Origin of the sequence: Burkholderia sp. AU33423, from assembly GCF_002223135.1 — a bacterium.
Classification (GTDB): domain Bacteria; phylum Pseudomonadota; class Gammaproteobacteria; order Burkholderiales; family Burkholderiaceae; genus Burkholderia; species Burkholderia lata_D.
This window is the reverse complement of the sequence record NZ_NKFH01000007.1, coordinates 650,006-673,429: the sequence shown is the minus strand read 5'-3', so window position 1 is coordinate 673,429 and position 23,424 is coordinate 650,006. Positions and strand designations below refer to the sequence as shown.

Sequence of the window (23,424 nt, the reverse complement as noted above, 5' to 3'; positions counted from 1 at the left end):
CACAATGCATCACCGGATATAAAGTCATAACCGACAGGAATCCCCCGATGGACACGCGCGATCTGGAGTACCTGCTGGCCGTCGAGCGGCACGGCAGCATCGGCAAGGCCGCCGAGGCGCTGGGGCTGTCGCAGCCGGCGCTCACGAAAGCCGTGCAGCGGCTGGAGGCGCAAGTCGGCGTGACGCTGTTCGAGCGCACCGCGAACGGGATGACGCCGACGCCGGCCGGCGCACGCTTCGTCGCGCGTGCGCAGCGGATCGCACTCGAATTCGACGACGCGATGCAGGAGATGCGCGCGATCCGCGGCGGCGAGCAGGGCGTGGTGCGGATCGGCTACTCGCCGACCGTGCCCAATGCGTTCGTGCTCGGTGCGTGCCGGCAACTGATCCGCGAACGGCCGGCCGCGCGACTGCGGCTGCGCTGCCGGCTCGCGCGCGAACTGCTCGACCTGCTCGCGGCCGGCGAGCTCGATCTCGTCGTCGCGCCCGAACCGCAGCAGCAGGACGACGGGCTCGACACCATCGCGCTGTTCGACGACCGGCTGACCGTGCTCGCCGATGCCGCCCACCCGCTGCAGCGCAAGCGCGGGCTCACGCTCGCGGATCTCGCCGATCAGGAATGGCTGCTGCCGGAAGCGACGATTCCGGTGCGGCACCGGATCGACGACGCGTTCCGCGCACGCGGCCTGCCCGCGCCGCGGCTGCGCATCGAGACCGATTTCGGCAATACGTCGCTGCTGCAGCTGTTGCGCGGCACGCCGCTGCTGTGCGTCGGCGGCGCGGATGCGCTCGACCAGGTGACCGGATTGCGCGCACTCGACCTGCGTGCCGGTGAACTCGAACTGGACCGCCGCATCGGCGCGATGCACCGCGCGGGCGCGTACGTGCCGCCGCTGGCGCAGCGGATGATCGCGCTGCTGCGGGAAAGCGTGGGGTAGGCACGGGAAAGCGCCGCGACCATCATCAGCGGGAGTGATGTCACTCCCCTTTTTCTGCGGATTTGACCGGGGGCACGGTGCCGACAACACTAGCCCGCAGTGCTGCACAGACGGCACGCGCCTGCCTCCCCCTTCAGAGTCCGCCATGGTCCCGACCGACATCATGCAATCCCCGAGCGCCGCCCGGCCGCTCGCCGACCGGCAGTTGCGCCGGATCGTCATCGCCTCCGTCGCCGGCAACGCGATGGAGTGGTACGACTTTTTCGTGTACGGCACGGCCGCGGCGCTCGTGTTCGGCCATGTGTTCTTCCCGCCCGGCGCGTCGCCGCTCGCGGGCAGCCTCGCCGCGTTCGCGGCCTTCGCGCTCGGCTTCGTCGCGCGGCCGCTCGGCGGGATCGTGTTCGGCCACGTCGGCGATCGCTACGGGCGCAAGGCGTCGCTCGTGTGGACGCTGCTGATCATGGGCGCGTCGACCTTCGCGATCGGCCTGCTGCCGACCTATGCGCAGGTCGGCGTGTGGGCGCCGGCCGCGCTCGTCGTGCTGCGCCTGCTGCAGGGCATCGCGTCCGGCGGCGAATGGGGTGGCGGCGTGCTGATGATCAGCGAGAACGCGCCGCCGGAACAGCGCGGCTACTACGCCGCGTGGAGCCAGCTCGGCGTGGGCGGCGGCTTCGTGCTGTCGTCGGCCGCGTTTCTCGCCGCGCAGGCGCTGCCGGACGACGCGTTCCGCACCTGGGGCTGGCGGCTGCCATTCCTCGCGAGCATCGCGATCTTCGCGATCGGCATCTATATCCGCCGCCATCTGCCGGAAAGCCGCGACTTCGAACAGGCCGGCAAGCGCGGCGCGCACACGCACCTGCCGATCGTCGAATGCCTCCGTCGCCATCCGAAGGAAATCCTGCTCGCGATGGGGCTGCGCGTGGCCGAGAACGGCGGCGCGTACATCTTCCTCGCGTTCTCGCTCGTCTATGGCAAATACGTCGGCATCCCGAACGGCGTGATGCTGACCGGCGTGATGATCGCGATGATCGTCGAGATGGGCGCGATGCTCGCGTGGGGCCGGCTGTCCGACCGGATCGGCCGCAAGCCCGTGTACCTGATCGGCGCGCTGAGCCTCGTCGCGTGCGCGTTCCCGTTCTTCTGGCTGCTCGATACGCGCGTGACGCCGCTCGTGTGGCTCGCGCTCACGGTCGGCACGGCGGTGAGCCATGGCGCGATGATCGGCACGCTGCCCGCGCTCGTCGGCGAGCTGTTCAGCACCGAGGTGCGTTACTCCGGTGTCGCGCTCGGGCATGAGGTCGCATCGATCTTCGCGGGCGGGATGTCACCGCTGATCGCGACTGCGCTGCTCGCGCGCTATCACGCGTCGTGGCCCGTCTCGCTGTTTCTCATCGCGCTCGGCCTCGTGACCGTCGCGACGCTGTGCGTGATGCGCGAGACGCATGTCACGCCTGACGCCGGCACGCGCGGCGATACGGTGTGAGCGTGCTGCACGCGCCGGCCGCACCCGTGCCGTTGCCCTTTCCGCTGGGTGAGCGACTCAACGGCTCGCGGTGCCACGTGCGCGCTTTCGTGGCACCGCGAACGCGCGCGGCCGCGACGTCCGGGCTAATCGCGCAGGTGGAGCCGCCCGCCGTCGAACACCGGCGCCAATCCCAGGTGATCGAGCAGTCGCGCGAATTCACCGAGCCGCTGCCGCATGTACGCGGGCACGTCCACGTCCGCATAGTCGTGGAAGCCCGCACCCGTGCGCACGCCATCACGCCCGGTTTCCATGTTGCGCACGACGCTCTCGGCCGGCGCGAAGCGCGGGCCGATCTCGCCGGCCAGGTACTTCGACGCGTAGTACAGGATGTCGCAGCCGCCCCAGTCGATGAATTCGAGCAGCCCGAGCACCGCGAAGCGTGGGCCGAAACCGGTGCGGATGGCCGTGTCGATGTCCTCCGCGCTCGCGACGCCTTCCTCGACCATCCGCGCGGCCTCGTTCATCGCGAGCGCCTGGATGCGCGGCACGATATAGCCGGGCGCCGGCCCGCAGATCACCGGCTTCTTGCCGACGCGTTCGAGCAGCGCGGCGAGCGCATCGACCACCGACTGGCCGGTTGCGTCGCTGCGGCTGATCTCGACGAGCGGCATCAGCAATGCAGGGTTCAGCCAGTGCGCGTTCAGCATCCGTTCGGGGTGCACGACATGGCGCTGCAATTCGGTGACGACGAACGTCGACGTGGTCGATGCAATCGTTGCGCACGCATCGACACGCTCGCCAAGCCAGCGCAACGCGTCGGCCTTCGCGTCGAGCACTTCGGGCAGTGCCTCGAACACGACGTCTGCATCATGCATGGAATCGGCAGCGCCATCCCGAGAAACGATCGCGATGCGCGCGACAACCGCGTCGGCCTGTGCGGCATCGATACGGCCGAGCGCGAGCTGCGCGTGCAGCGGCCTGGCGATCTCGTCGCGCGTGCGATCGTCGAAGGCGCGTTGGCCAGCCGCATCGCGCCGCTTGAAGTCGATCAGCGTCACATCGATTCCGGCAAAGGCAAACACGAGCGCGATCCCCTGCCCCATGCGTCCCGCGCCGAGCACGTGTACACGCGTCACATCGGCGGCCGCGCTCATGCTGATACTCCCGCGACTCCGTTGTCGAGCAGCGCACGCATCGCGTCCTTCGACAGCGCCGCGATCCCGAGCCGCTCCAGCGTGCGCCCTTCCGCATACAGGTCGCGCACCGCGACCGCACTCGCGATGCTCAGCAGGCCCTGCGCAACCGGCGTCGGCACGCCGGCCCAGCGCCCGCACGACACGATGAACGACAGCCCGAGCCGGGTGTCTTCGAGCACGTAGCGATGGGACCGCAGATCGATCTTCTCGCGCCAGTCGCCGCTATCGGTCAGCTTGCCGTGCGCGCCGCGCCCGTACATCCATTCGTCACCCTCGGCCGCGTAGTGATCCGCGAGCGGGAAATGCGGCGCGCGATAGCCGAGCGCTTCGCGCACCGCGATGCGTTCGGCATCCAGCGCGTTCGTCACGCGGCGGATCGACGGCTGTGTGCCTTCGTTGTGAATGTCCCATGCGTCGAAGTGTTCGAGCGGCCCGGCGTTCATCAGGATCAGCGGCGGATGGATCACCGGCCCCGCATTCATCAACGCACCGGACAACGCATCCTCGACCGGCTCGACCGACGGATAGCCCGCGCGCAGCACGTCGAATGCCCAGCCGGCCGCATTCGCGGGAAATACACCGGTCGGCAGACGCGTCGCGTACGCGCTGATCACGACGTCGTTGTCGCCATGCTTGCGCACGAGGTACGGCAGCGTGCCCGTCTCGGCGAATGCGACGCGCGAACGGTTGCCGGCATCGGCCGCCGCCTGTGCGAACACGAAGCTGCCGAACGTGCCGGGCGGCAGGAACACGACCTGGCCGTCCTCCAGCAGCGGCGCGACCTGCGCGGCGAGCGCGTCGTGCGACGTGGCAGGCAGCGGCACCACGACGAGTTGCGCCCCGCGCAGCGCGACCGCGAGATCGCCAGTCAGGCGGATCGCACCCGGCGCATCGCCGAGCGGCACCGCACGCGTGCCGCGATAGTCGGTCACGTTCAGCACGCCGAGCTCGCGCAGCCGCGCATGCGGCTCGCGGTCGCGCCGCCACCACGTCACGTCGTGGCCCTTCTCGAGCAGGTCGATCGCCGCCGCATGGCAGCCGTGGCCGCCGCCCAGAACACATACCTTCATCGTCCTCTCCCGGTGATTGAGTGTTTCCGAGACTACGCGGCCGCCCCCGCCGTGTCGCTTCAGAACGCGCAACGGCACGCCCGTTCGCGCAACGCAATCGCGGCGATGCGCATGCCGCCGCGCCCGCCGCATCCGCTACGAGGTCCGTGAATGGATATCGCCCTGTCCCGCCATGCGCCGAACCGGCTCGGCACGCTGCACGCCCCCGACGAAGTCGAACGCGCGGTCGCGCACCGGCTCGGGCCGCACCGGATGGCTGCACGCGGCCGCGACCCGTTTCATGCGGAGCTGTACGAAGTGCCGCTGCATCACGGCGCGCTGCTCGAGCTCTGCTACGGCCGCGAAACGCGCATCGATTTCGGCGACGATGCCGAACACTTCCTGTTCAGGCTGACGCTCGCCGGCGCATGCGAGCTGCAGGCCGGCAGCGTCATTGCGCGCGCCGGCCCCGGCGATCTGACCGTGTCGTCACCGGCACTCGCGAGCCGCCTGAGCACGAGCCCCGATTGCCGCAACCTCGTGCTGCGGCTCGAACGCGGCGCGCTCGAACGCAAGCTGCAGGACATGCTGCAGGCGACGCTCAAGCGCCCGCTGCAGTTCGATCTCGCGGCCGGCGGTGCCGGCGCGGGCGCCGCGCTGCTGCTGCCGACCTTCGAATACCTGTGCCGGCTCGGCGCGCAGCCCGGCATCGGCACGGTCGCGACGACCTTCGGCGCCGACCTCACCACGTGGCTGATGTCGTTGCTGCTCACGCACCTGCCGCATTCGTACAGCGATGCGCTCACGCGCGGCACGCCGCCGCTGCCGGCGCACGTGCGTCGCGCGTGCGATCACGTCAACGCGCACCTCGGCGAACCGCTCGCACTCGCCGCACTGGCGGCCGTCGCGGGCGTCGCGCCGCGCACGCTGCAGCACGCGTTCCGCGCGTTCCTGCACACCACGCCGGCCGCCTACGTACGCGAATGCCGGCTCGCCGCCGTGCACGCGGCGCTGCAGCGCGGCGACGCACGCAGCGTGACCGACGTGCTGATCGCACACGGCATCCATGGCTTCGGCCATTTCGCGAAGGCGTATGCGCGGCGTTACGGCCACGTGCCTTCCGTCACCGCGAGGCAACCCCGATGACGCACGCCGCACCCGGCCGCCCAGCGGCCCCGGCCCGCGCCGAATCCGCACCGCACGACAACGACCCGTCCGAACTGCGCGTGCAGGATCTCGATCTCAACCTGCTGAAGACGTTTCGCGCCGTGTACGAAGAGCGGCACGTCGGCCGCGCGGCGCTGCGGCTCGGCGTCACGCAGCCGTCCGTCAGCTACGCGCTCGGCCGGCTGCGGCTGATGTTCCGCGACGCGCTGTTCGTGCGCACCGGCACCGGCGTCGAGCCGACGCCGCGCGCGCAGCGGCTCGCGCTGTCGGTCGACAAGGCGCTCGCGATCCTGCAGGACGTGCTCGACGAAGGCTCACGCTTCACGCCCGACAACACGCAGCGCGTGTTCCGCCTGCACATGAGCGATTTCGCGGCGAGCGCGTTCCTGCCGACGCTGCTCGCCGCCTTCGACCGCCGCGCGCCGGGTGCGGTGATCGAGACGCTGCACGTCGACGAATGCCAGCTCAATGTCGCACTCGAATCGGGGCGTATCGACTTCGCGCTCGGGCATTTCGCCGATGCATCGAGCCACTTCCAGCGCACCGCGCTGCTGCACGAGCGCTGCGTGCTGCTGATGCCGCGCCGCACCGCGCAGCGCGTCGCGCTGCCCGACGACTACGTGCTCGATGGCGACGCGCCCGATACGCTGCGCTTCGTCGCGGTCACATCGCATCCGCAATCGATGCAGTTGCTGGAACGGCACGGGCTGATGCCGCGCGTGCGCGCGGCGCTACCCGATTTCATGGTGGTGCCCGCGCTGCTGCGGGACGGCGACTATGCGCTGATCCTGCCGGAGACGATCGCGATCACGTTCGCAGCGCGGCAACCGTGCGTGCTGTACGAGATCGCCGGTGCGAGCGAATGGGCCGTCAACGCGTACTGGCACAGGCGCTTCGACGCCGACCCCGGCCATCGCTGGCTGCGTGCGCTGCTGCTCGAACTGTTCAACATCGGCGAGCTGGCGCCGTTCGACGCATGGCTCGCGCCGCAGCCGCCCGCCTGCGCATAGGAGAGCGAACGGCTCGAGCCGAGCAAGCGCGCACCGGCGCGGGCCGGTCAGAACGCCGTGAGAATGCCCGCGACGATCGAAGTCGCGGTCGCGCCCGGCTTCGCGACCGCGACGCCGCCACCCGCCGCGCCGTTCACGACGAAGCGTGCATGCGCGCCGTTGCGCACCATCGCGGCGCCCGTGTACAGCACCGTGCGCTTCGACAGCGGATAGTCGAGGCGGATGCCGTACGAATCGGCGTTGCCGTCGCTGTCCGCGACCTTGCGGTAGTGGCCGACGCTCAGCAGCAGCGACGCGCGCCCGATCGGCACCGTCGCGCTCAGTTCCATGATGTCGCTGTGCGGATACGCGCTCTGGCTATCGATCGCGGTCGCAACGTCGGGGCCGCCGCGATGGCGCATGTACAGCGCGGCCACCTTCACGACGCTGAAATCGTACGAAATCGCGCCCAGCGTGTAGTTGCCGTTCGCGGCCGGGCTCGTGGCGCCGAGCGCGGACGCAGCCACCGGGCTGAACTTCTGCTGCATATAGTCGACGTCGACCGACAGGCCGCCGCGCACGTAGTTGAGCCCCGCGCCGTACGTATCGCCGAGCGTCGCCGGCTGTCCGGCCGCGCCGTTGGTGCCGCGCGCGGCCATCGCGCGCAGCATGAAGCCCGCATAGCGCGGCGACGTGTAGCGCATCGAGTTGCGCACGCGCAGGAACGCGGGCCCGACGAAGTTGTTCGTCGCGTTGCCCCACGCGAGCCCCGCGCCGAGGCCCGGCAGGCTGTACGTGACGAGCGTCGTGTGCAGAATCGTGTAAAGCTCGCCGAACTGCACGCCGCCGAACGGCCCCGTGATGCCGACCCACGCCTCGCGGCCGAACAGTGCGCTGCTATTCGACAGTGCGCCGCTTGCCGCGTTGAAGCCATCTTCCAGCTTGAAGATCGTCGTGTAGCCGCCGCCGAGATCCTCGACGCCCTTCAGCCCCCACTGCGACGCCCACAGGTTGCCGCTGCCCATGCGCGTCACGTGGTTCGGTCCGGCGTTCGCGTATTCGATCGCGGTGTCGACGCGGCCGTAGAGCGTCACGCTCGATTGCGCGAAGGCGGGCAGCGCCGCGCAGGCAAGCAGCGCGGCAAGCGGTACGGCAAGCCGGTCGGCCCGCCCGTTCGGTTGGTTCATCGTCGTCGTCCCGTAGAGTTTTCGGCGCTGGTCGGCGTCGCGCCGCGTGGCATGAAGCGCGTTCGCCGCGAAGGGCCAACGCTGCCGATCAAAAACGGGCCGAGTCTAGAAACGACAATTTCGGACGTCGACGCAATGCGCTCTATAACGCTTATAGATGCGCCGCATGACGCATGCGCGCCCCGCCGCAGGCGCGCCGCGCGGCGGCCGGCGCGCGCGACCCTGGTGTTTTCTTTATCCGGGTCGGTAAATGCCCGTGTGGTGCGGCTGTCACTCCGGCTATGGCGGCCGAATTTGGCCGACTACGCTGCGTCTCCGACACGTGCCCACGCACGCTCTCGCGCCGCGACGGCGCCCGGCCCGCCAGGCCGCTGCCGCGCGTTTCCACCGCCCGCTCCTGGAGAATCCGCATGTCCGCATCCACGGCCCGCGCTGCCGACGGCAAGCGCTATACGTACGAATGGTATGTCGTCGTCATCTGCATGCTCGCGTACGTCTTTTCGTTCGTCGACCGCCAGGTCCTCGTGCTGATGATCGAGCCGATCAAGCGCGACCTGCACTTGTCCGACACGCAGTTCAGTCTGCTGAACGGCTTCGCGTTCTCGCTGTTCTATGCGGTGATGGGGCTGCCCGTCGCCTATCTCGCCGACCGTTACGCGCGGCCGCGGATCATCTCCCTCGGCATCGCGCTGTGGAGCGTCGCGACCGCCGCGTGCGGGCTCAGCCAGCATTTCGTGCAGATGTTCATCGCGCGGATGGGCGTCGGTGTCGGCGAAGCCGCGCTGTCGCCCGGCGCGTATTCGATGCTCGCCGACTACTTCCCGAAGGAGAAGCTCGGGCGCGCGATCGCCGTGTATTCGCTCGGCTCGTTCATCGGCGGCGGCGTCGCGTTCCTGATCGGCGGCTACGTGATCGCGCTGCTCAAGCATGCGAGCGCGTTCACGCTGCCGGTGGTCGGGCAGGTGCATGCGTGGCAGGTCACGTTCCTGATCGTCGGACTGCCGGGGATCATCGTCGCGCTGCTGTTCGCCGCGACCGTGCGCGACCCGCAGCGCAAGGGGCTCGCGCAGGATCGCTCGGGCGCCGTGCGGCGCGTGTCGATGCGCGATTCGCTGCGCTTCGTCGGCACGCATCGCGCGACCTTCTCGTGCCACTACCTCGGCTTCTCGTTCTACGCGATGACGCTGTACTGCCTGCTGAGCTGGACGCCCGCGTTCTATATCCGACACTTCGGGATGACGGCCGTCGAAGCCGGCTATACGCTCGGCATCGTGCTGCTGGTGGCGAACACGGCCGGCGTGTTCTGCGGCGGCTGGCTCAACGACTGGCTGCTGCGGCGCGGCCGCGAGGATGCACCGATGCGCGCCGGTGCAATCGGCGCCGCGTGCATGGTGATCCCCGCGACGCTGTTCACGCAGCTCGACTCGCTGCCTGCGTCGCTCGCGATGCTCGTCGTCGCGATGTTCTTCGCGTCGTTCCCGATGCCGACGTCCACCGCCGCGATGCAGACGCTCGCGCCGAACCAGATGCGCGCGCAGATCTCCGCGCTGTTCCTGCTCGTGTCGAACCTGATCGCGCTCGGGATCGGCACGACCGTCGTCGCACTGTTCACCGACCGCGTGTTCGGCGCGCCGGCGGCGGTCGGCCATTCGATGTCGATCGTCAACGTCGCGGCAGCCACGCTGGCTGCGGTGCTGCTCGCCGCCGGGTGCCGGCACTATCGCCGCAGCCTCGACCGCGAACGCGGCCATGCGTCGGCAGCCACGCCGCACACGGCCGAGACGGGCAGCGCGATCGCCGCGCGCTGAATATCGGACGCAATCGGTCGCAATCGGCCACCCGACCATCATCCATCCCGCTGATTCAGGCATCGCTTTTTAATCGATTTGATTTATGCGATGCCCGTCCCTATTCTCGATCGCATGACGGCGTGGTATCTGCCGCGCCGCGTTTCCCCTACCCCACGGATTGACCCATGCAAGCGAACCGCCACCAAGTCCGGATCGACGCGCTGATCGACGCGGCCCAGGACATCCGCTGTTTCCGGGTTTCGCGTGTCGATGGCCAGCCATTCGACACGTACGAACCGGGCGCCCATATCGATGTGACCGCGCCGTCCGGCATCACGCGGCAATACTCGCTGTGCGGCGACCCCGACGAGCGCGGCAGCTACCTGTTCGCGGTGAAGAAGGAAGCGCAGTCGCGCGGCGGCTCGCGTTCGCTGCACGACGACGTGCAAGTCGGCGCCGAGCTGTCGATCGGCGCGCCGCGCAACCTGTTTCGTCTGACGGATGAAGCGAGCGAGCACGTGCTGATCGCGGCCGGCATCGGCATCACGCCGCTGCTGTCGATGGCGTATGCGCTACGCCAGCGCGGCGCGCGCTACCGGTTGCACTACTTCGCGCGCAGCCGCGAGCACGCGGCCTTCGTCGCCGAACTGTCGGCCGAGCCGTTCGCGTCGCACGTGACGTTCCACTACGGCGTCGAGCCCGACGCGCTCGCGGCCGAGCTGGGCCGCTGCGTCGAATCGGTCGACGCGCACGCTCACGTCTACACGTGCGGCCCGGGGCCGTTCATGGATGCGGTCGTTGCGGCAGCCGCGACACGCTTGCCTGAAGATTCGATCCATCTCGAACGCTTCGCGGCGGAACCGGCCGCCGCCGGTACGGGCAACGCCGATGCCGGCACCGGCCCGGCCGCCGACGGTTTCGAGGTGCGCCTGCAGCGCAGCGGGCAATCGGTACGCGTCACGCCCGACACGTCGATCGTCGACGCGCTCGCGCGTATCGGCATCGAAGTCGACACGTCATGCGGCGAAGGTGTGTGCGGCACCTGCATGGTGCCCGTGATCGACGGCGAGCCCGATCATCGCGACCATTGCCTCAGCAAGGCCGAGCGCGCGAGCAACACGGTGATCTGCTGCTGCGTGTCGCGTGCGCGCTCCGCGGTGCTCGTGCTCGATCTTTGATGCGCGCGGTACGCGCGGCGTCCGTTCAAAACGCCGCACGTCGTCGAATCGCTCGACGACCTCGGGCAGCAATGCACGCATCCAGCGCGCTGCCCTCGTCCCCATGAATCACACGTCGTCGAACCGCTCGACAAGCTCGGCCAGCAACGTGCGCATCCACGCATTGCCTTCGTCTTCGTGAAAATGCTCGTGCCAGTGCATCGTCACCGGCGCGGGCGGGAGCGTGACGGGCAGCTCGTACAGGCGGAACGCATTGTCGCGGTTCAGGATCTGCGCGAGCCGCTTCGGCAGCGTCGCATACAGATCGGTGACCGACAGCACGCTCGGCAGCGCGACGAAGTGCGGCACTTCGAGCGCGATGTTGCGGCCCACGCCCTGCGCGCGCAGCGCATCGTCGAGCGCATGGTGGCTGTGCTCGACCGATTTCACGTTGACGTGCGCGGCGCGCACGAACTGCTCGAGGCTCAGCGCGGCGCCGCTCGGTACCCCGCGCCGGCGGCCCGTCATGCACACGTAGGTTTCCTCGAACAGCACCTGGTGGCGCGTGCGCGGCATCAGCTCCGGCAGGTTGCCGATTGCGAAATCCAGCCGGCTCGCGCGCAGCGCTTCCTCGATCTCCTCCACCGGCAGCGGCTGCACGCTCAGCGTCACGCGCGGCGCGCGCTCGCGCAGCGCCTGGCAGATCGCCGGCAGGTACGCCATCTCGCCCGCATCCGACAACGACAGCCGGAACGTGCGCGTGCTGGTGGCCGGGTCGAAGCGCTCCGCATAGCGCAGCGCCACGCGCACCATGTCGAGCGCCTTGCCGACGATGCCCGCGAGTTCGAGCGCGACCGGCGTCGGCTGCATGCCCGAGCGCGTGCGCACGAACAGCGGATCGTCGAACAGCGTGCGCAACCGGCCGAGCGAGTAGCTGACGGCCGGCTGCGACAGCGCGAGCCGCTCGCCGGCCTTCGTCAGGCTGCGCTCCTCGACGATCGCCTGGAACACACGCAACAGGTTCAGATCGAGATGATCGACCGATGTCATCGTAGCCTCCATCATTTGCCGTATTTATTGACTGGCCAATTTTAGATCAATTTGACGGATATGTAGTGGAAGACGAGACTGGGTACTCGACACCGCGCGCGACGCGGCCCGATTTCGCGACTCTTTCCCCACGACAACGATGAGCGACATTTCCTATCAGACGATCGACACCAGCGCGTTGCATGGCCTCGCGCAACCCGACCGCATCGCGCCCGCGATGTATCACGATCCCGCGCTGTTCGAAGCCGAGCTCGACCGCATCTTCTACCGCACCTGGATCTGGGTCGCGCACGAAAGCGAGCTGCCGAACCCGGGCGACTTCATCACGACGACGATCGGCCGCCAGCCGGTGATCGTCGTGCGCGACAAGACCGGTGAAATCAACGTGCTGCAGAACCGCTGCCGCCATCGCGGCGCGACCGTGTGCGAATCGCACAAGGGCAACGCGAAGGGCTTCACGTGCCCGTATCACAGCTGGTCCTACGCGCTCGACGGCACGCTGCGCGCGCTGCCGTACGGCGACGGCTACGAAGGCGTGTGCGAGAAAGGCGACCTGCCGCTCGTGAAGCTGCGCGTCGGCGTGTACCAGGGGCTGATCTTCGCGAGCTTCAACGACGCGATCGAGCCGCTCGAGGATTTCCTCGGCGGCGCGAAGCCGTGGATCGACCTGTTCATGAAACAGGGCGCCGGCTACCCGATCAAGGCGAACGGCGAGCACAAGTTCAAGTTCAAGGGCAACTGGAAGATCCAGCTCGAGAACACGACCGACCTCTATCACTTCCCGGTCGTGCACAAGTCGTGGATGAAGTCGATCGACGACGAGACGGCCGCCGCGATCACGAGCTTCATGACGAGCGAGGACGCGTTCTGCCGCGGGCTCGGCAACGGTCACAGCCTCGCGGTGCTGATGCCCGAGCTGATCGACCTCGACGAAGACGACGGCGCGCCGCTGGCCGAGCGCTTCGCGCCGCTCGCGGCGAAGCTCGCCGAGCGCCACGCGCCGGACGAAGTGCGCCGCATCGTGCGTTCGCTGATGGGCGTCGGCTTCAACCTGAACCTGTTCCCGAACCTCGCGCTGTCGATGGCGTTCTTCCGCGTGCTGCGGCCGATCTCCGCGAACGAAACCGAGATCCGCCACGTCGCGCTCGCGATGGACGGCGGCCCCGACGAAGCGAACCGCGAGCGGCTGCGCATCCACGAACACTTCCAGGGCCCGTTCGGTTTCGGCAGCCCCGACGACGCGGAAGCATGGGAGCGTGTACAACGCGGCGCGCATGCGGGCCCCGACGTACCGATCCTCGTGAATCGCGGGCTGAACCGCGAGACGACCGCCGCGAACGGCGAAAAGACCGCGCATGCGACCGACGAGACCGGCATGCGCGAGGCCTACCAGCAATGGCGCAAGATGATGGAGCAACAATAATGGACGACCGCAACGCCCTCTTTTCCGAGCAGACCTTCGCCCGCGCGGTCGAATTCGTGTGGCGCGAAGCCGAGATGCTCGACCGCCGCGACTATCGCGCGTGGCTCGACCTGTGGGACCCGGCCGGCCACTACGTGGTGCCGATCGACCCCGACACGACCGACTTCGCCGCGACGCTGAACTACGTGTTCGACGACCAGGACATGCGCGAGAAGCGCGTGCAGCGGATGGTGTCCGGCTATTCGGCGTCGGCGGCCGACGCGGCGCGCACGGTGCGCACCGTGTCGCGCTTCACGCTGGAAAGCGGCAGCGCCGGCACCGTCGAGCTGAAGTCGGCGCAGGTCGTCGTCGCGTACAAGCGCGGCGTCGCGACGCTGTTCGCGGCCGATGTCACGCACAAGCTGCACGTCGATGCGGAAGGCGAGATGCGGATCGCCGAGAAGGTCGTGCGCCTGATCGATTCGACCGAAACGCTCAGCGCGATCGGCTTCCTGCTGTAAGCGGCCGCCGGTTCGCCGGCGCAACGGTGAACCGGTCACCTTCACCTGTGAGCGGCCACCGGTTCGCCCATCGCCAACGCAAAGGTGAGTCGGCCACCTTCACCTGTAAGCGGCCGCCGGTTCGCCATCGCCAACGCAACGGTGAGCCGTCACCTTCACCTGTAAGCGGCCACCGGTTCGCCATCGCCAGTGCAACGGTGAGTCGGTCACCTTCACCTGTAAGCGGCCACCGGTTCGCCGTCGCCAACGCAACGGTGAGCCGGTCACCTTCACCTTTCCGGACGACCATGCCCACACTCGAAGTTTTCCTGCCGGCCGGCCACGACGACGCCCGCAAGGCCGAACTGATTGCACGGCTGACCGGCGCGACCGTCGATTCGATCGGTGCGCCGATCGAATCGGTGCGCGTGCTGCTGACCGAATTGCCGACGACGCACATCGGCCTCGGCGGCCGCAGTGCCGCCGACGGCGCGCCGCCGTCGCTGCCGGTGATCGTCGCGATCCTGATCGCGGGCCGCACGGATGAACAGAAACGCGCGCTGATCGCCGCACTATCGGAGACGAGCGCCAGCGTGCTCGACGCACCGCTGCAAGCCACCCGAGTGATGATCAAGGACATTCCGAACACCGACTTCGGCATCGGCGGCCAGACCGCGCGGGCGCTGGGGCGCTGACCATGCGCGGCGTGCGAGCCTGCCCGCTCATGCGCGACGACCGCCGGGTGGCGGCAGCATCGCGCACGCCCCCGCGACTACGCGCTTGCATCCGCCTTCATCCCGGCGAGCGGCAGCGTCACGCGGCAGTCGAGCCCGCCGCCCTCGGCCGGGCTGGCAGCGATCCGGCCGCCGTGGCGCGTCACGATGCTCTTGCACAGCGACAGCCCGATTCCGTTCCCACCGGCCTTCGACGACGAGAAACCGTCGAACAGCCGGTCGTGCGCACCGGCCGCGATACCGGGGCCGTTGTCGATCGCGCGCAGCTCGGCATGCCCGGCCACGTTCGCGGTGCCGAGCGTCAGCGTGCGCGGCACACGTTCGCAACCGACGAACGCCTCGATCGCGTTGAACGCGAGATTCAGGATCACCTGACCGATCAGCACGCGCTCGCAGCGGATCGGCAGCGGTGCATCGGCCTGCACGATCGTGACCGTCACACCGGCCTCCTTCGCGCGCAGCTCGATGAAATACGCGACGTCTGCGAGGATGTCGCGCAGGTCGGCGAGCGCGACGACCGGCTCGCGCTTCACGATGAACTCGCGCACGCTCTTGATGATCAGCGCCGCATGCTCGGCCTGACGGTCCGCGCTGCGCAGCCCCCAGATCGCGTCGTCGATGGCGCCGCGCGCGTTCAACCGCTGCACCGCACCTTCGATGAAGTTGCGCACGGCCGCGAGCGGCTGGCTCAGCTCGTGCGCGATCACGCTCGCCATCTCGCCCATCGCGTTGTAACGGCCCGCGTGTTCGAGCATGCGCGCTTCCGCGCGGCGGGTGTCCTCGATCGCGACTTCATCGCTCACGTCGCGGAACTGCACCAGCAGCCCGTCGAGATCGCCCTCGATCTCGACCTGCCGGCACAAGATGCGCAGCCAGCACGTCGAGCCGTCGCGCCGCACGATCCGGTAGCGCTGCGGCGCGGACGGATACGCGGACGGCGCATCGCGCAGTTGCGCGACGAGCCGGTCGCGGTCGGCCTCGGAGCAGTAGTCGAGCACCTCGCCGAGCGCTTCGTCGGGCGCGAGCCCGAGCACGCGGCGGCCCGACTCGCTGATGAACTGCACGCCGCCGTGCGGCGTGAGGACCGCGATGCCTTCGTCGAGGTCCTGCATGAATTCGCGCAGCCGCGCCTCGTAGCGGCGCAGTTGCTGGCGCACCGCCTCTTCCGCGCTGATGTCGCGGAACTGCACCATCACGACGTCGCGCCCGCGCAGCGGCACGTAGGTGGCGGTCGCCTCGGACAACATGTCGACGCCCGTGCGCGACCGGTAGCACCACTCGTACACCTGCGGCCCGTCGACGAGCGCGCGATCCCACGCGCTCACCGCGATCTCGCGCTGGTATTTCGGCTCGGGGCGCGTCATGTCCGGCGCCTTCAGCGGCAGCAGCTCCTCGACGGAAAAACCGAGCGCGATGCACGCGGCGCGGTTCGCCCACACGATCGCCTTGGTGTGCGCGTCGTGCAGCAGCACGCAGGTCGTCAGCGCGTCGAGCAGCCGGTGGAAATCGTCTTCGTCGGGGAAACTCATGATCGGCTTCGGATGAGGTCGCGCGGCATCGCGCGACCGGAAACCCAACATAGCACCGGCGCGCGCCGCCCGCATCTGAAGATTTCTTTAGTGCGGCACGGAACGTCACCAGTCGCACGGCCCAACGCACCAATTGCTGCGCGTTTTCGGCGTTTCTAGACTGGCTGCATCGTCGTGACCACCCCGCATTCGAACCCCCATCCGCCCCCAGGAGACAGCCATGCCCCACGCCGCCCTCGCCCTCGACACCGCACCGAGCGCTCCCCACGCGGCCAGCGAACCGGCCGCCCGGCTGTCGCCGCTCGACGCCGTGATCGAGACCGTCGCCGCGCGCCGCGAAGAATTCGACCGCCTGTCGCACGTGCCGCGCGACGTGATCGCGCTGTTCAAGCAGGCCGGCATCTATCGCGCGGGCACGCCACGCCGGTTCGGCGGCGATGCGCTCGCGCCGACCGCGTTCCTCGACATGATCGAGCGGATCGCGACCGCCGACGGCTCGGCCGCGTGGGTCGCGAGCTTCGGCTCCGCGAACGTGTATCTCGCCGCGCTGCCGCTCGACACCCAGGCCGAGCTGTATGCGAGCGGCCCCGACCAGGTGTTCGCGGGCGGCCTGTTCCCGGTGCAGCCGGCCCAGGCCGCAGCAGGCGGCTGGCGCGTGAACGGCACATGGAAATTCGCGAGCGGCTGCAAGGGGGCCGACTGGCTCGGCGTCGGCATCGCCGTGCCGGGTGCGCAGGACGCCGCGCCGAACAAGCCGCGCACGGCCGTGTTCCGTGCCGATCAGGTCGAGATCGTCGAGAACTGGAACGTGGTCGGCATGCAGGGCACCGGCAGCCACGACCTGCGCGTCGACGACCGCTTCGTGCCCGAAGCGTGGACCTTCATGCGCGGCGGCGAGCCGACCGTCGACGAGCCGCTGTATCGCTATCCGACCGTCGCGTATGCGGCGCAGGTGCTGGCCGTCGTGAACCTCGGCCTCGCACGCGCCGCACTCGACGTCGTGAACCGCATGTCGGGCGGCCGGCAGACGACGACCGGCGCGCCGCGCCTCGCCGATCGCGCGTACTACCGCATCGAACTCGCGAAGGCCGAAGCGCAACTGCGCTCGGCGCGCGCATTCTTCTACGACGCGACCGACGGCGTGTGGCAATCGATCCTCGCCGGCAATCCGGTGACGCCCGAGCAGGTCAGCCTGTTGCGGCTCGCGGCCACGCAGATCGCACGCGAAGGCGCGAGCGTCGTCGAACGCGCGTACCGCCTCGGCGGCACGGCGGCGATCTATCGCACGCACCCGCTGCAGCGGCTGCTGCGCGACGCGATGGTCGTCACGCAGCACGCGTTTCTCGGCGAAGGCAACTTCGACGGCGCCGGCGCGGTGTTCACCGGCGTCACGCCGTTTCCCGGCTATCTGTAACCTGCATCGACCGAATTGTTTTTGAACACGCATGAAGCCGAAGCGCCGTCGCCGGCCGGTTCATGCGCACCACCGATTCCTCTGGAGAACCTGATATGTCCGATTCGAATCCGCTGCCGCTGCGCGTCCTGTTCTGCTGCGGCGTGTCGCAAAACTTCTTCGACCTGCCGCGCGAGAAGATCGGCGAAGTGTGGCAGGCGTACGGCGCGATGCTCGCCGCCGTCGAAGCGATGCCCGGCGTGCGCGTGCTCGGCGTGATGGATGACGACCGCCTCGTGGTCGGCCAGGCCGACGGCGCACCGTGGACCTTCTACATCATGGCCGACGTCGCCGACTTCGACACGACGGTCGCCGTGTGCAACCTGTATCGCACGACGCCGGTCGGCGAATACAACCTGTGGCGCTACGGCAAGATCGAAGCGCGCGTCGGCCGTGCGCTGACGGTGCCGCCGGCCGCGAAGCCCGCGGCGTGAGGCGCGCGATGACCGACCTGTCCCCCGGCCTGATCGATGCGCTCGCGCAGCGCCTGGCGGCGCTCGACGCCGAGCGCGCGGTGCGCGCGACGATCACGCGCTACATGGCGCTGTGCGACGTGCCCGAGGATGCCGGCGACGGCCCGTCGCTCGCCGGTCTGTTCACGCCCGATGCCGTGTGGGAAGGCATCGGCCCGCAGTATGCGCAAAAGTTCGGCCGCCTCGAAGGCACGGACGCGATCGTCGCGATGCTGGGCCGCTACCTGCCGCCCGATCCGCACTTCTCGGCGAACCTGCATTTCCTGACGTCGGAGTCGATCGAGATCGGCGCCGGCAACACGAGCGCGCGCGGCCGCTGGATCATGCTGCAGGCGTCGCGCTACGCGGACGGCTCGGCCGAGTTGATCGCCGCGCGGCTGACCGTCGATTTCGCGCCGGCCGCTAACGGTTCTGCGTGGCTGATCCGCCATTTCCGCACCGAACGCGTGCTCGACGGCCCGTGGCCGCTCGCCGCCGCGCCACGGTCCTGATTCCCGATGCTTTCCAACGCTTGCTCACGATACCGACCATGACAGGCTTCATCGACACCTTCACGCTCGGCGGCCCCGGCCCCACGATCGCGATCAAGGACACGATCGACATCGCAGGCTATCCGACCCGCGCGGCGAGCCGAGCGCTCGCCGATGCACCTCCCGCCACGCAACACGCGGACGTCGTCCGCCTGCTGCTCGACGCAGGCTGGCAGATTGCCGGCAAGGCGAACATGCACGAGCTTGCGTTCGGCATGACCGGCATCAACGACTACACGGGCACGCCCGTCAATCCGCAGGACGCGACGCGCATTCCGGGCGGCTCGTCGAGCGGTTCCGCTTCGCTCGTCGGGCTCGGTACGGTCGATGCGGCGCTCGGCACCGACACGGGCGGCTCGATTCGCGGGCCGGCTGCCTGCTGCGGCGTGGCCGGGCTGAAGCCGACGTTCGGCCGCGTGTCGCGGCGCGGCGTCGCGCCCGTCGACACCACGCTCGATTGCGTCGGGCCGTTCGCGCGCGACATCCGCACGCTGGTTGCGGTGATGGCCGCGATTGCGCCGGGTTTCGATCGTACGCAAGCGACGGCCTCTGCCGCAGGCTGCACGATCGCGCGCATCACGGTCGACGCCGATCCGGCCATCGCCGCCGCGCTCGACGCGGCCGTACGCGCATCGGGCCTGCATTCGCACGCGGCCGTGCTCGACGACATGCCGGCGTCGTTCGCCGCCGGGCTCACCGTGATCAACGCGGAAACGTCGCGCGCGTTCGGCCATCTCGTCGAAACCGGCAAGCTCGGCGCCGACCTCGATGCGCGATTGCGTGCGGCCGCAACGACCACGCCCGCGGCATTGAAAGAAGCCGAAGCCGTACGCGCACGCTTCACCGCGCAGGTAGACGCCGCGCTCGAACACGCGGACGTGCTGGTGCTGCCGACGCTTCCCGCGCTGCCGATGACGCTGCAGCAGGCGCGCGATGGCGTATCGGTGATCGCGATGTCGTCGCTGATCCGGCCGTTCAACCTGAGCGGCCATCCGGCGCTCAGCCTGCCGCTGCCGCTCGCCGGTTCGCCGCTGAAGGCCGGCCTGCAGATCGTCGGGCGCAAGGGCGCGGACGAGCAGGTCTGCGCGATCGCGGCACACTTCGAAGCGGCACTCGCCGCATGAACCACGATGCGGGCGCGGCGGCATCCGGCACGCGCTCGCGAACCACGGAAGCACACACCATGTCAGACCGAGTCGTCCTCGTCACCGGTGCCGCGCGCGGGCTCGGCGCCGTCATCGCCGAACGTTTTCATGCGGCCGGCTACCGCGTCGCGCTGGCCGATATCGCCGCCGACGCCATTCAGGCGCACGCACGCGAACTCGACCCGAGCGGCGAACGCGCGATCGCGCTGCCGCTCGACGTCACGTCGAAACGCGATTTCGAAGCCGCGCGCGATGCGCTCGTCGCCCGCTGGGGCACGATCGACGTGCTCGTGAACAACGCGGGCGCATCGAAGGTCGTGCCCGCGATGGAGATCACGGCCGAGCAGTTCGGCCAGGTGATCGACGTGAACCTGCGCAGCGTGCTGTTCGGTTGCCAGGTGTTCGGCCAGTACTTCGCGACGCGCGGCGCGGGCCGTATCGTCAACATCGCGTCGCTCGCCGGACAGAACGGCGGCTCGGCGACGGGCGCGCACTACGCGGCCGCGAAGGGCGGCACGCTGACGCTGACCAAGGTATTCGCGCGCGACCTCGCCGCCCAGGGCGTGACCGTCAACGCGATCTCGCCGGGCCCGCTCGATCTGCCGATCGTGTATGAAAGCGTCGCGCCGGAGAAACTGCGCCAGGTGCTCGCAAGCCTGCCGGGCGGCAAGCTCGGGTCGGCCGGCTTCGTCGCGGATGCAGCCGTGCTGCTCGCATCGGGCGACGCGCATTTCGCGAACGGCGCGTGCTGGGACATCAACGGCGGGTTGTACATGCGCTGAGCGCCGAGTACCAAGCACCGCATGCAGCGCCTCGCCGAACCCCGGCGAGGCCCTATCGCGACGACTCGCCGTCGTCGCCCCACACGACCATCACGTCGCGCACGAGCGCGGCGATCGACGTCGCGCCGAGCTTCTCCTTGATGCTCGCGCGATGCACGTCGACGGTCTTCACGCTGATCGACAGATCCGACGCGATCTGCTTGCTGCCCTTGCCGTCCACCACGCCGCGCAGCACTTCCTTCTCGCGCGCGGTCAACGCATCGAGCCGCTGGCGCAGCTCGCGGTGACGCTGGCTCACCGCATGCCGCTGCTGCGCGAGCCGCAGCGCGCGTTGCACGCGCTCGAGCATCTGCTGCGAGTTGTACGGCTTCTCGACGAAATCGATCGCGCCGTTCTGCAGCGCGCGCACGGACATCGGGATATCGCCGTGCCCGCTGACGAAGATCACCGGCAGCGTCGCGCCGCGCGCGTTCAGTTCCGCCTGCACGTCGAAGCCGCTCTTCTCCGGCATCCGCACGTCGAGCACCAGGCACGCGGGCAGGTTCACGTCGAAGCGCGCGAGAAAATCGGTGGCGTTCGCGAATCCTTCGGACGCGATGCCGACCGATTCGAGCAGCCACGCGAGCGACGTCCGCATGCCGTTGTCGTCGTCGACGATGTATACGATCGGTGCGGGTGACGTCATCGCGGGTGTCTCACTGAATATCGGTATCGGTATCGCACGCGCCGCATACGGGGCCGGGTGCCGGCGCGTCGCGCGCGTCGTTCGCTGGGGGTGTGCGGCACATCATAACGAGCCGAAAACCCGCTGAAAACCCCTTCAAGTGCCGCATGAACGTGCAATCCCGATTTTTTTCGCGCGGTGCGCCGCGCATCTAGGTAGAACCTTTAGACGTGTTGGCGAGAACGCCATCTCCATCGTCAATCGTGCGAATGGTCGCCGGCATTTTCGCGTCGTACGCTTGGGTCATCGTCGGCGATTCGGCGCTGCACCGGCAGTGCCACGCGATCGCCGCTTTCGTCCAACCAGGAGCGCCCATGTCTTCCACGACCGATATCCAGCGACCGGCACGCGTCGAGCCGAGCGACGCGCAGAAGGCCTTCCGGCACGCGATGGCCCACCTCGGCGCGGCCGTCAACGTGATCACCACCGCCGGGCCGCACGGCCGCTGCGGCATCACCGCGAGCGCCGTGTGCTCCGTCACCGACACGCCGCCGACGCTGCTCGTGTGCCTCAACCGGTCGAGCGCGATGCGCGCGACGTTCGAACGCAACCGCCACGTCTGCATCAACGTGCTGCCGGCCGAACACGAGCAACTCGCACGGCATTTCGCGGGGCTCACCGACCTGCCGATGGCGCGGCGCTTCGACCTGCCCGTGTGGGATCGCGGCGAGCAGGACGTGCCCGTGCTGCGCGATGCGCTCGCGAGCCTGCAGGGCACGATCGCCGACATGAAGGAAGTCGGCTCGCATTCGGTGATGTTCATCGAGGCGACGTCGATCCGCGTGCGCGACGACGGCGACAGCCTGATCTACTTCAGCCGTGCGTTTCATCGCGTGTCGCGCACGGCGTGCGTGCGGTGAACGGCGCGTTCAGCGCGTGATTACGCGGCGGCTCGCAACGCGCGCTGCCCGGCCGCGAGCGCGGCGCCCGCGAACAGCGTCAGCGCCGAATACACGAGCCCGCGCGCGAGCCCTGCACTATCCGACACCCAGCCGATCGCGACCGGCCCGGCGATCTGCCCGAATGCGAAGACCGTCGTGAACGCGCTGATCCCTTTCGCCCAACCGTCGGGCGGCAGGTTGTGGCGCACGAACGCCGTCGTCGATGCGACGGCCGACAGGAACGTCGCGCCGAACAGCACGCCCGACGCGAACGCGGCCACCGGATGCACGAACATCGCCGGCATCAGCGTCGCGATGCCGAGCAGCGCGTTGAGCACGGCGAGCGCCTGCCCGCCGCGCATCCGGTCGAGCAGCCCCGACCACAGCCGCGCCGACACGACGGTCGCGACGCCGAGCATCACGTAGAACGCGGCAACCACCGTGCCGCTCATCCCGGCGCCGCGCAGCAGCGCGACGATGAAGGTCATGTAGCCGATATAGCCGACGCCGAACAGGCCGTAGCCGGCCAGCGCGGGTGCGAAGCGCGCGGGGCTCGCGGTCGCGGCCGCCGTCGCATCGCCGCGCGGCGCAGTCGGTGCCGCGTGCACGCGCTCGATGCGGCGTGCGGCCGACACGGCCACCACCGAGAACAGCATGCACGCGAACGCGAGCGCGAACCACGCGGGTTGCCAGCCGTGTACGCCGTGAGAGAGCGTCGCCGGCACGAGCAATGACGATGCGACGATGCCCCATCCCGTGCCGCCGTAGTAGAGCCCGAGCAGCAGCCCCGCATCGCGCGGCGACGCCGATGCGAGCCGCGCGGCCAGCACGCCGCCGCTGATGAAGATCAGCGCGCTGCCGACACCGGTCGCGAGCCGCTGCACCAGCAGCGCATGCATGCCGGACGTGAGCCCGCACGCGGCCATCAGCAACGCGGTCAGCACGCATCCGGCCGCCAGCAGCGAGCCTGCTCGCCAGCGCCGCGACAGCACCGGAAACGCGAGCGCACCGACCAGGTAGCCGGCCGCGTTCGCCGTGTTCAGCGCGCCGGCCTGCGCGAACGTCCAGCCGAGATCGGCCTTCATCGGCGGCAGCAGCAGCGCATACGAAAAGCGCGCGAGGCCGAGCGCGATCGCGCTGCCGAGCGACAGGCAGATCGCGAGCCGCCACGCGGCGATGCGACGGGGGTCACGTTCCGGGAAGGTGCCGGTCGCGCCGGTGTCCGGCCGCGACGGGCCGGCCTGCTCCGGTTGCGGCGCTGCGCGCATCGCGTGTCTCCTTGG

Annotated in this window: 22 protein-coding genes; 15 read left to right on the top strand and 7 right to left on the bottom strand. The window is 69.2% G+C overall.

Translation table 11 applies throughout. The features are described from left to right. Nucleotides 1-47 precede the first annotated feature (47 nt). Entirely contained in the window at nucleotides 48-938 is an 891-nt protein-coding gene (locus tag CFB50_RS21565; protein WP_069250879.1) for a LysR family transcriptional regulator, read from the top strand. A 145-nt stretch (nucleotides 939-1,083) separates the two neighbouring features. Next, complete coding sequence (locus tag CFB50_RS21560) at nucleotides 1,084-2,421, top strand: MFS transporter (RefSeq protein WP_089447179.1); 1,338 nt, start codon at nucleotides 1,084-1,086, stop codon at nucleotides 2,419-2,421. Between the two features lie 125 nt (nucleotides 2,422-2,546). On the opposite strand, the gene CFB50_RS21555 is transcribed toward CFB50_RS21560, so the two are convergent. Beyond that, entirely contained in the window at nucleotides 2,547-3,557 is a 1,011-nt protein-coding gene (locus tag CFB50_RS21555; RefSeq protein ID WP_089447178.1) for a 3-hydroxybutyryl-CoA dehydrogenase, read from the bottom strand. Then, the gene (locus CFB50_RS21550) at nucleotides 3,554-4,669 is read right to left on the bottom strand and encodes an NAD/NADP-dependent octopine/nopaline dehydrogenase family protein (protein ID WP_089447177.1); all 1,116 of its coding nucleotides are present in this window, start codon (nucleotides 4,667-4,669) and stop codon (nucleotides 3,554-3,556) included. Before CFB50_RS21550 ends, CFB50_RS21555 begins: the two co-directional genes overlap by 4 nt. 150 nt (nucleotides 4,670-4,819) lie before the next feature. Here CFB50_RS21550 and CFB50_RS21545 point away from each other — a divergent pair, with 150 nt between their 5' ends. Both CFB50_RS21545 and CFB50_RS21540 read left to right on the top strand, forming a co-directional pair. Further along, a complete protein-coding gene (locus CFB50_RS21545; protein ID WP_089447176.1) occupies nucleotides 4,820-5,794 on the top strand; it encodes an AraC family transcriptional regulator in 975 nt (324 codons plus the stop codon). Next, nucleotides 5,791-6,825 carry a LysR family transcriptional regulator gene (locus CFB50_RS21540; RefSeq protein WP_089447175.1) on the top strand — a complete coding sequence of 345 codons (1,035 nt, stop codon included), beginning with the start codon at nucleotides 5,791-5,793 and terminating at the stop codon, nucleotides 6,823-6,825. Before CFB50_RS21545 ends, CFB50_RS21540 begins: the two co-directional genes overlap by 4 nt. A 47-nt stretch (nucleotides 6,826-6,872) precedes the next feature. Here the strand turns inward: CFB50_RS21540 and CFB50_RS21535 are convergent, their stop codons facing one another. Further along, nucleotides 6,873-7,991 (bottom strand): porin, encoded by a 1,119-nt coding sequence (locus tag CFB50_RS21535; protein ID WP_089447174.1) that lies wholly within the window; start codon nucleotides 7,989-7,991, stop codon nucleotides 6,873-6,875. A 410-nt stretch (nucleotides 7,992-8,401) separates the two neighbouring features. Between CFB50_RS21535 and CFB50_RS21530 the strand changes: the two genes are divergently transcribed. Continuing rightward, complete coding sequence (locus CFB50_RS21530) at nucleotides 8,402-9,799, top strand: spinster family MFS transporter (RefSeq protein WP_089447173.1); 1,398 nt, start codon at nucleotides 8,402-8,404, stop codon at nucleotides 9,797-9,799. Between the two features lie 167 nt (nucleotides 9,800-9,966). Further along, on the top strand, nucleotides 9,967-10,959 hold the full coding sequence (locus CFB50_RS21525) for a PDR/VanB family oxidoreductase (RefSeq protein WP_089447172.1): 993 nt from the start codon (nucleotides 9,967-9,969) through the stop codon (nucleotides 10,957-10,959). A 108-nt stretch (nucleotides 10,960-11,067) separates the two neighbouring features. Here CFB50_RS21525 and CFB50_RS21520 read toward each other — a convergent pair whose 3' ends face one another. Next, nucleotides 11,068-11,988 carry a LysR family transcriptional regulator gene (locus tag CFB50_RS21520; RefSeq protein WP_089447171.1) on the bottom strand — a complete coding sequence of 307 codons (921 nt, stop codon included), beginning with the start codon at nucleotides 11,986-11,988 and terminating at the stop codon, nucleotides 11,068-11,070. Nucleotides 11,989-12,127: 139 nt separating this feature from the next. Here CFB50_RS21520 and CFB50_RS21515 point away from each other — a divergent pair, with 139 nt between their 5' ends. The 3 genes from CFB50_RS21515 to CFB50_RS21505 all read left to right on the top strand — a co-directional run bounded on the left by CFB50_RS21515 (nucleotide 12,128) and on the right by CFB50_RS21505 (nucleotide 14,585). Continuing rightward, a complete protein-coding gene (locus CFB50_RS21515) occupies nucleotides 12,128-13,411 on the top strand; it encodes an aromatic ring-hydroxylating oxygenase subunit alpha (RefSeq protein ID WP_089447170.1) in 1,284 nt (427 codons plus the stop codon). After that, complete coding sequence (locus CFB50_RS21510) at nucleotides 13,408-13,911, top strand: aromatic-ring-hydroxylating dioxygenase subunit beta (protein WP_089448386.1); 504 nt, start codon at nucleotides 13,408-13,410, stop codon at nucleotides 13,909-13,911. Before CFB50_RS21515 ends, CFB50_RS21510 begins: the two co-directional genes overlap by 4 nt. Before the next feature lie 287 nt (nucleotides 13,912-14,198). Then, nucleotides 14,199-14,585, top strand: a complete 387-nt coding sequence (locus tag CFB50_RS21505) for a tautomerase family protein (RefSeq protein ID WP_089447169.1) — start codon at nucleotides 14,199-14,201, stop codon at nucleotides 14,583-14,585. Between the two features lie 77 nt (nucleotides 14,586-14,662). On the opposite strand, the gene CFB50_RS21500 is transcribed toward CFB50_RS21505, so the two are convergent. After that, complete coding sequence (locus CFB50_RS21500; protein WP_089447168.1) at nucleotides 14,663-16,228, bottom strand: sensor histidine kinase; 1,566 nt, start codon at nucleotides 16,226-16,228, stop codon at nucleotides 14,663-14,665. Nucleotides 16,229-16,373: 145 nt separating this feature from the next. Here CFB50_RS21500 and CFB50_RS21495 point away from each other — a divergent pair, with 145 nt between their 5' ends. The 5 genes from CFB50_RS21495 (at nucleotide 16,374) to CFB50_RS21475 (ending at nucleotide 20,536) form a co-directional block, all read left to right on the top strand. Then, entirely contained in the window at nucleotides 16,374-17,567 is a 1,194-nt protein-coding gene (locus tag CFB50_RS21495; RefSeq protein WP_069250866.1) for an acyl-CoA dehydrogenase family protein, read from the top strand. Nucleotides 17,568-17,662: 95 nt separating this feature from the next. Beyond that, a complete protein-coding gene (locus CFB50_RS21490; RefSeq protein ID WP_011356094.1) occupies nucleotides 17,663-18,040 on the top strand; it encodes a hypothetical protein in 378 nt (125 codons plus the stop codon). A gap of 8 nt (nucleotides 18,041-18,048) precedes the next feature. Continuing rightward, on the top strand, nucleotides 18,049-18,570 hold the full coding sequence (locus CFB50_RS21485; RefSeq protein WP_089447167.1) for a nuclear transport factor 2 family protein: 522 nt from the start codon (nucleotides 18,049-18,051) through the stop codon (nucleotides 18,568-18,570). Between the two features lie 38 nt (nucleotides 18,571-18,608). Continuing rightward, entirely contained in the window at nucleotides 18,609-19,733 is a 1,125-nt protein-coding gene (locus CFB50_RS21480) for an amidase (RefSeq protein ID WP_089447166.1), read from the top strand. Between the two features lie 59 nt (nucleotides 19,734-19,792). Beyond that, entirely contained in the window at nucleotides 19,793-20,536 is a 744-nt protein-coding gene (locus CFB50_RS21475) for an SDR family NAD(P)-dependent oxidoreductase (RefSeq protein WP_069252859.1), read from the top strand. Between the two features lie 52 nt (nucleotides 20,537-20,588). Here the strand turns inward: CFB50_RS21475 and CFB50_RS21470 are convergent, their stop codons facing one another. Beyond that, a complete protein-coding gene (locus tag CFB50_RS21470; protein ID WP_043178278.1) occupies nucleotides 20,589-21,221 on the bottom strand; it encodes a response regulator transcription factor in 633 nt (210 codons plus the stop codon). Between the two features lie 353 nt (nucleotides 21,222-21,574). Between CFB50_RS21470 and hpaC the strand changes: the two genes are divergently transcribed. Beyond that, the gene (gene hpaC, locus CFB50_RS21465; protein ID WP_089448385.1) at nucleotides 21,575-22,120 is read left to right on the top strand and encodes a 4-hydroxyphenylacetate 3-monooxygenase, reductase component; all 546 of its coding nucleotides are present in this window, start codon (nucleotides 21,575-21,577) and stop codon (nucleotides 22,118-22,120) included. Nucleotides 22,121-22,140: 20 nt separating this feature from the next. Here hpaC and CFB50_RS21460 read toward each other — a convergent pair whose 3' ends face one another. Next, complete coding sequence (locus CFB50_RS21460) at nucleotides 22,141-23,409, bottom strand: YbfB/YjiJ family MFS transporter (protein WP_089447165.1); 1,269 nt, start codon at nucleotides 23,407-23,409, stop codon at nucleotides 22,141-22,143. Nucleotides 23,410-23,424 lie beyond the last annotated feature (15 nt).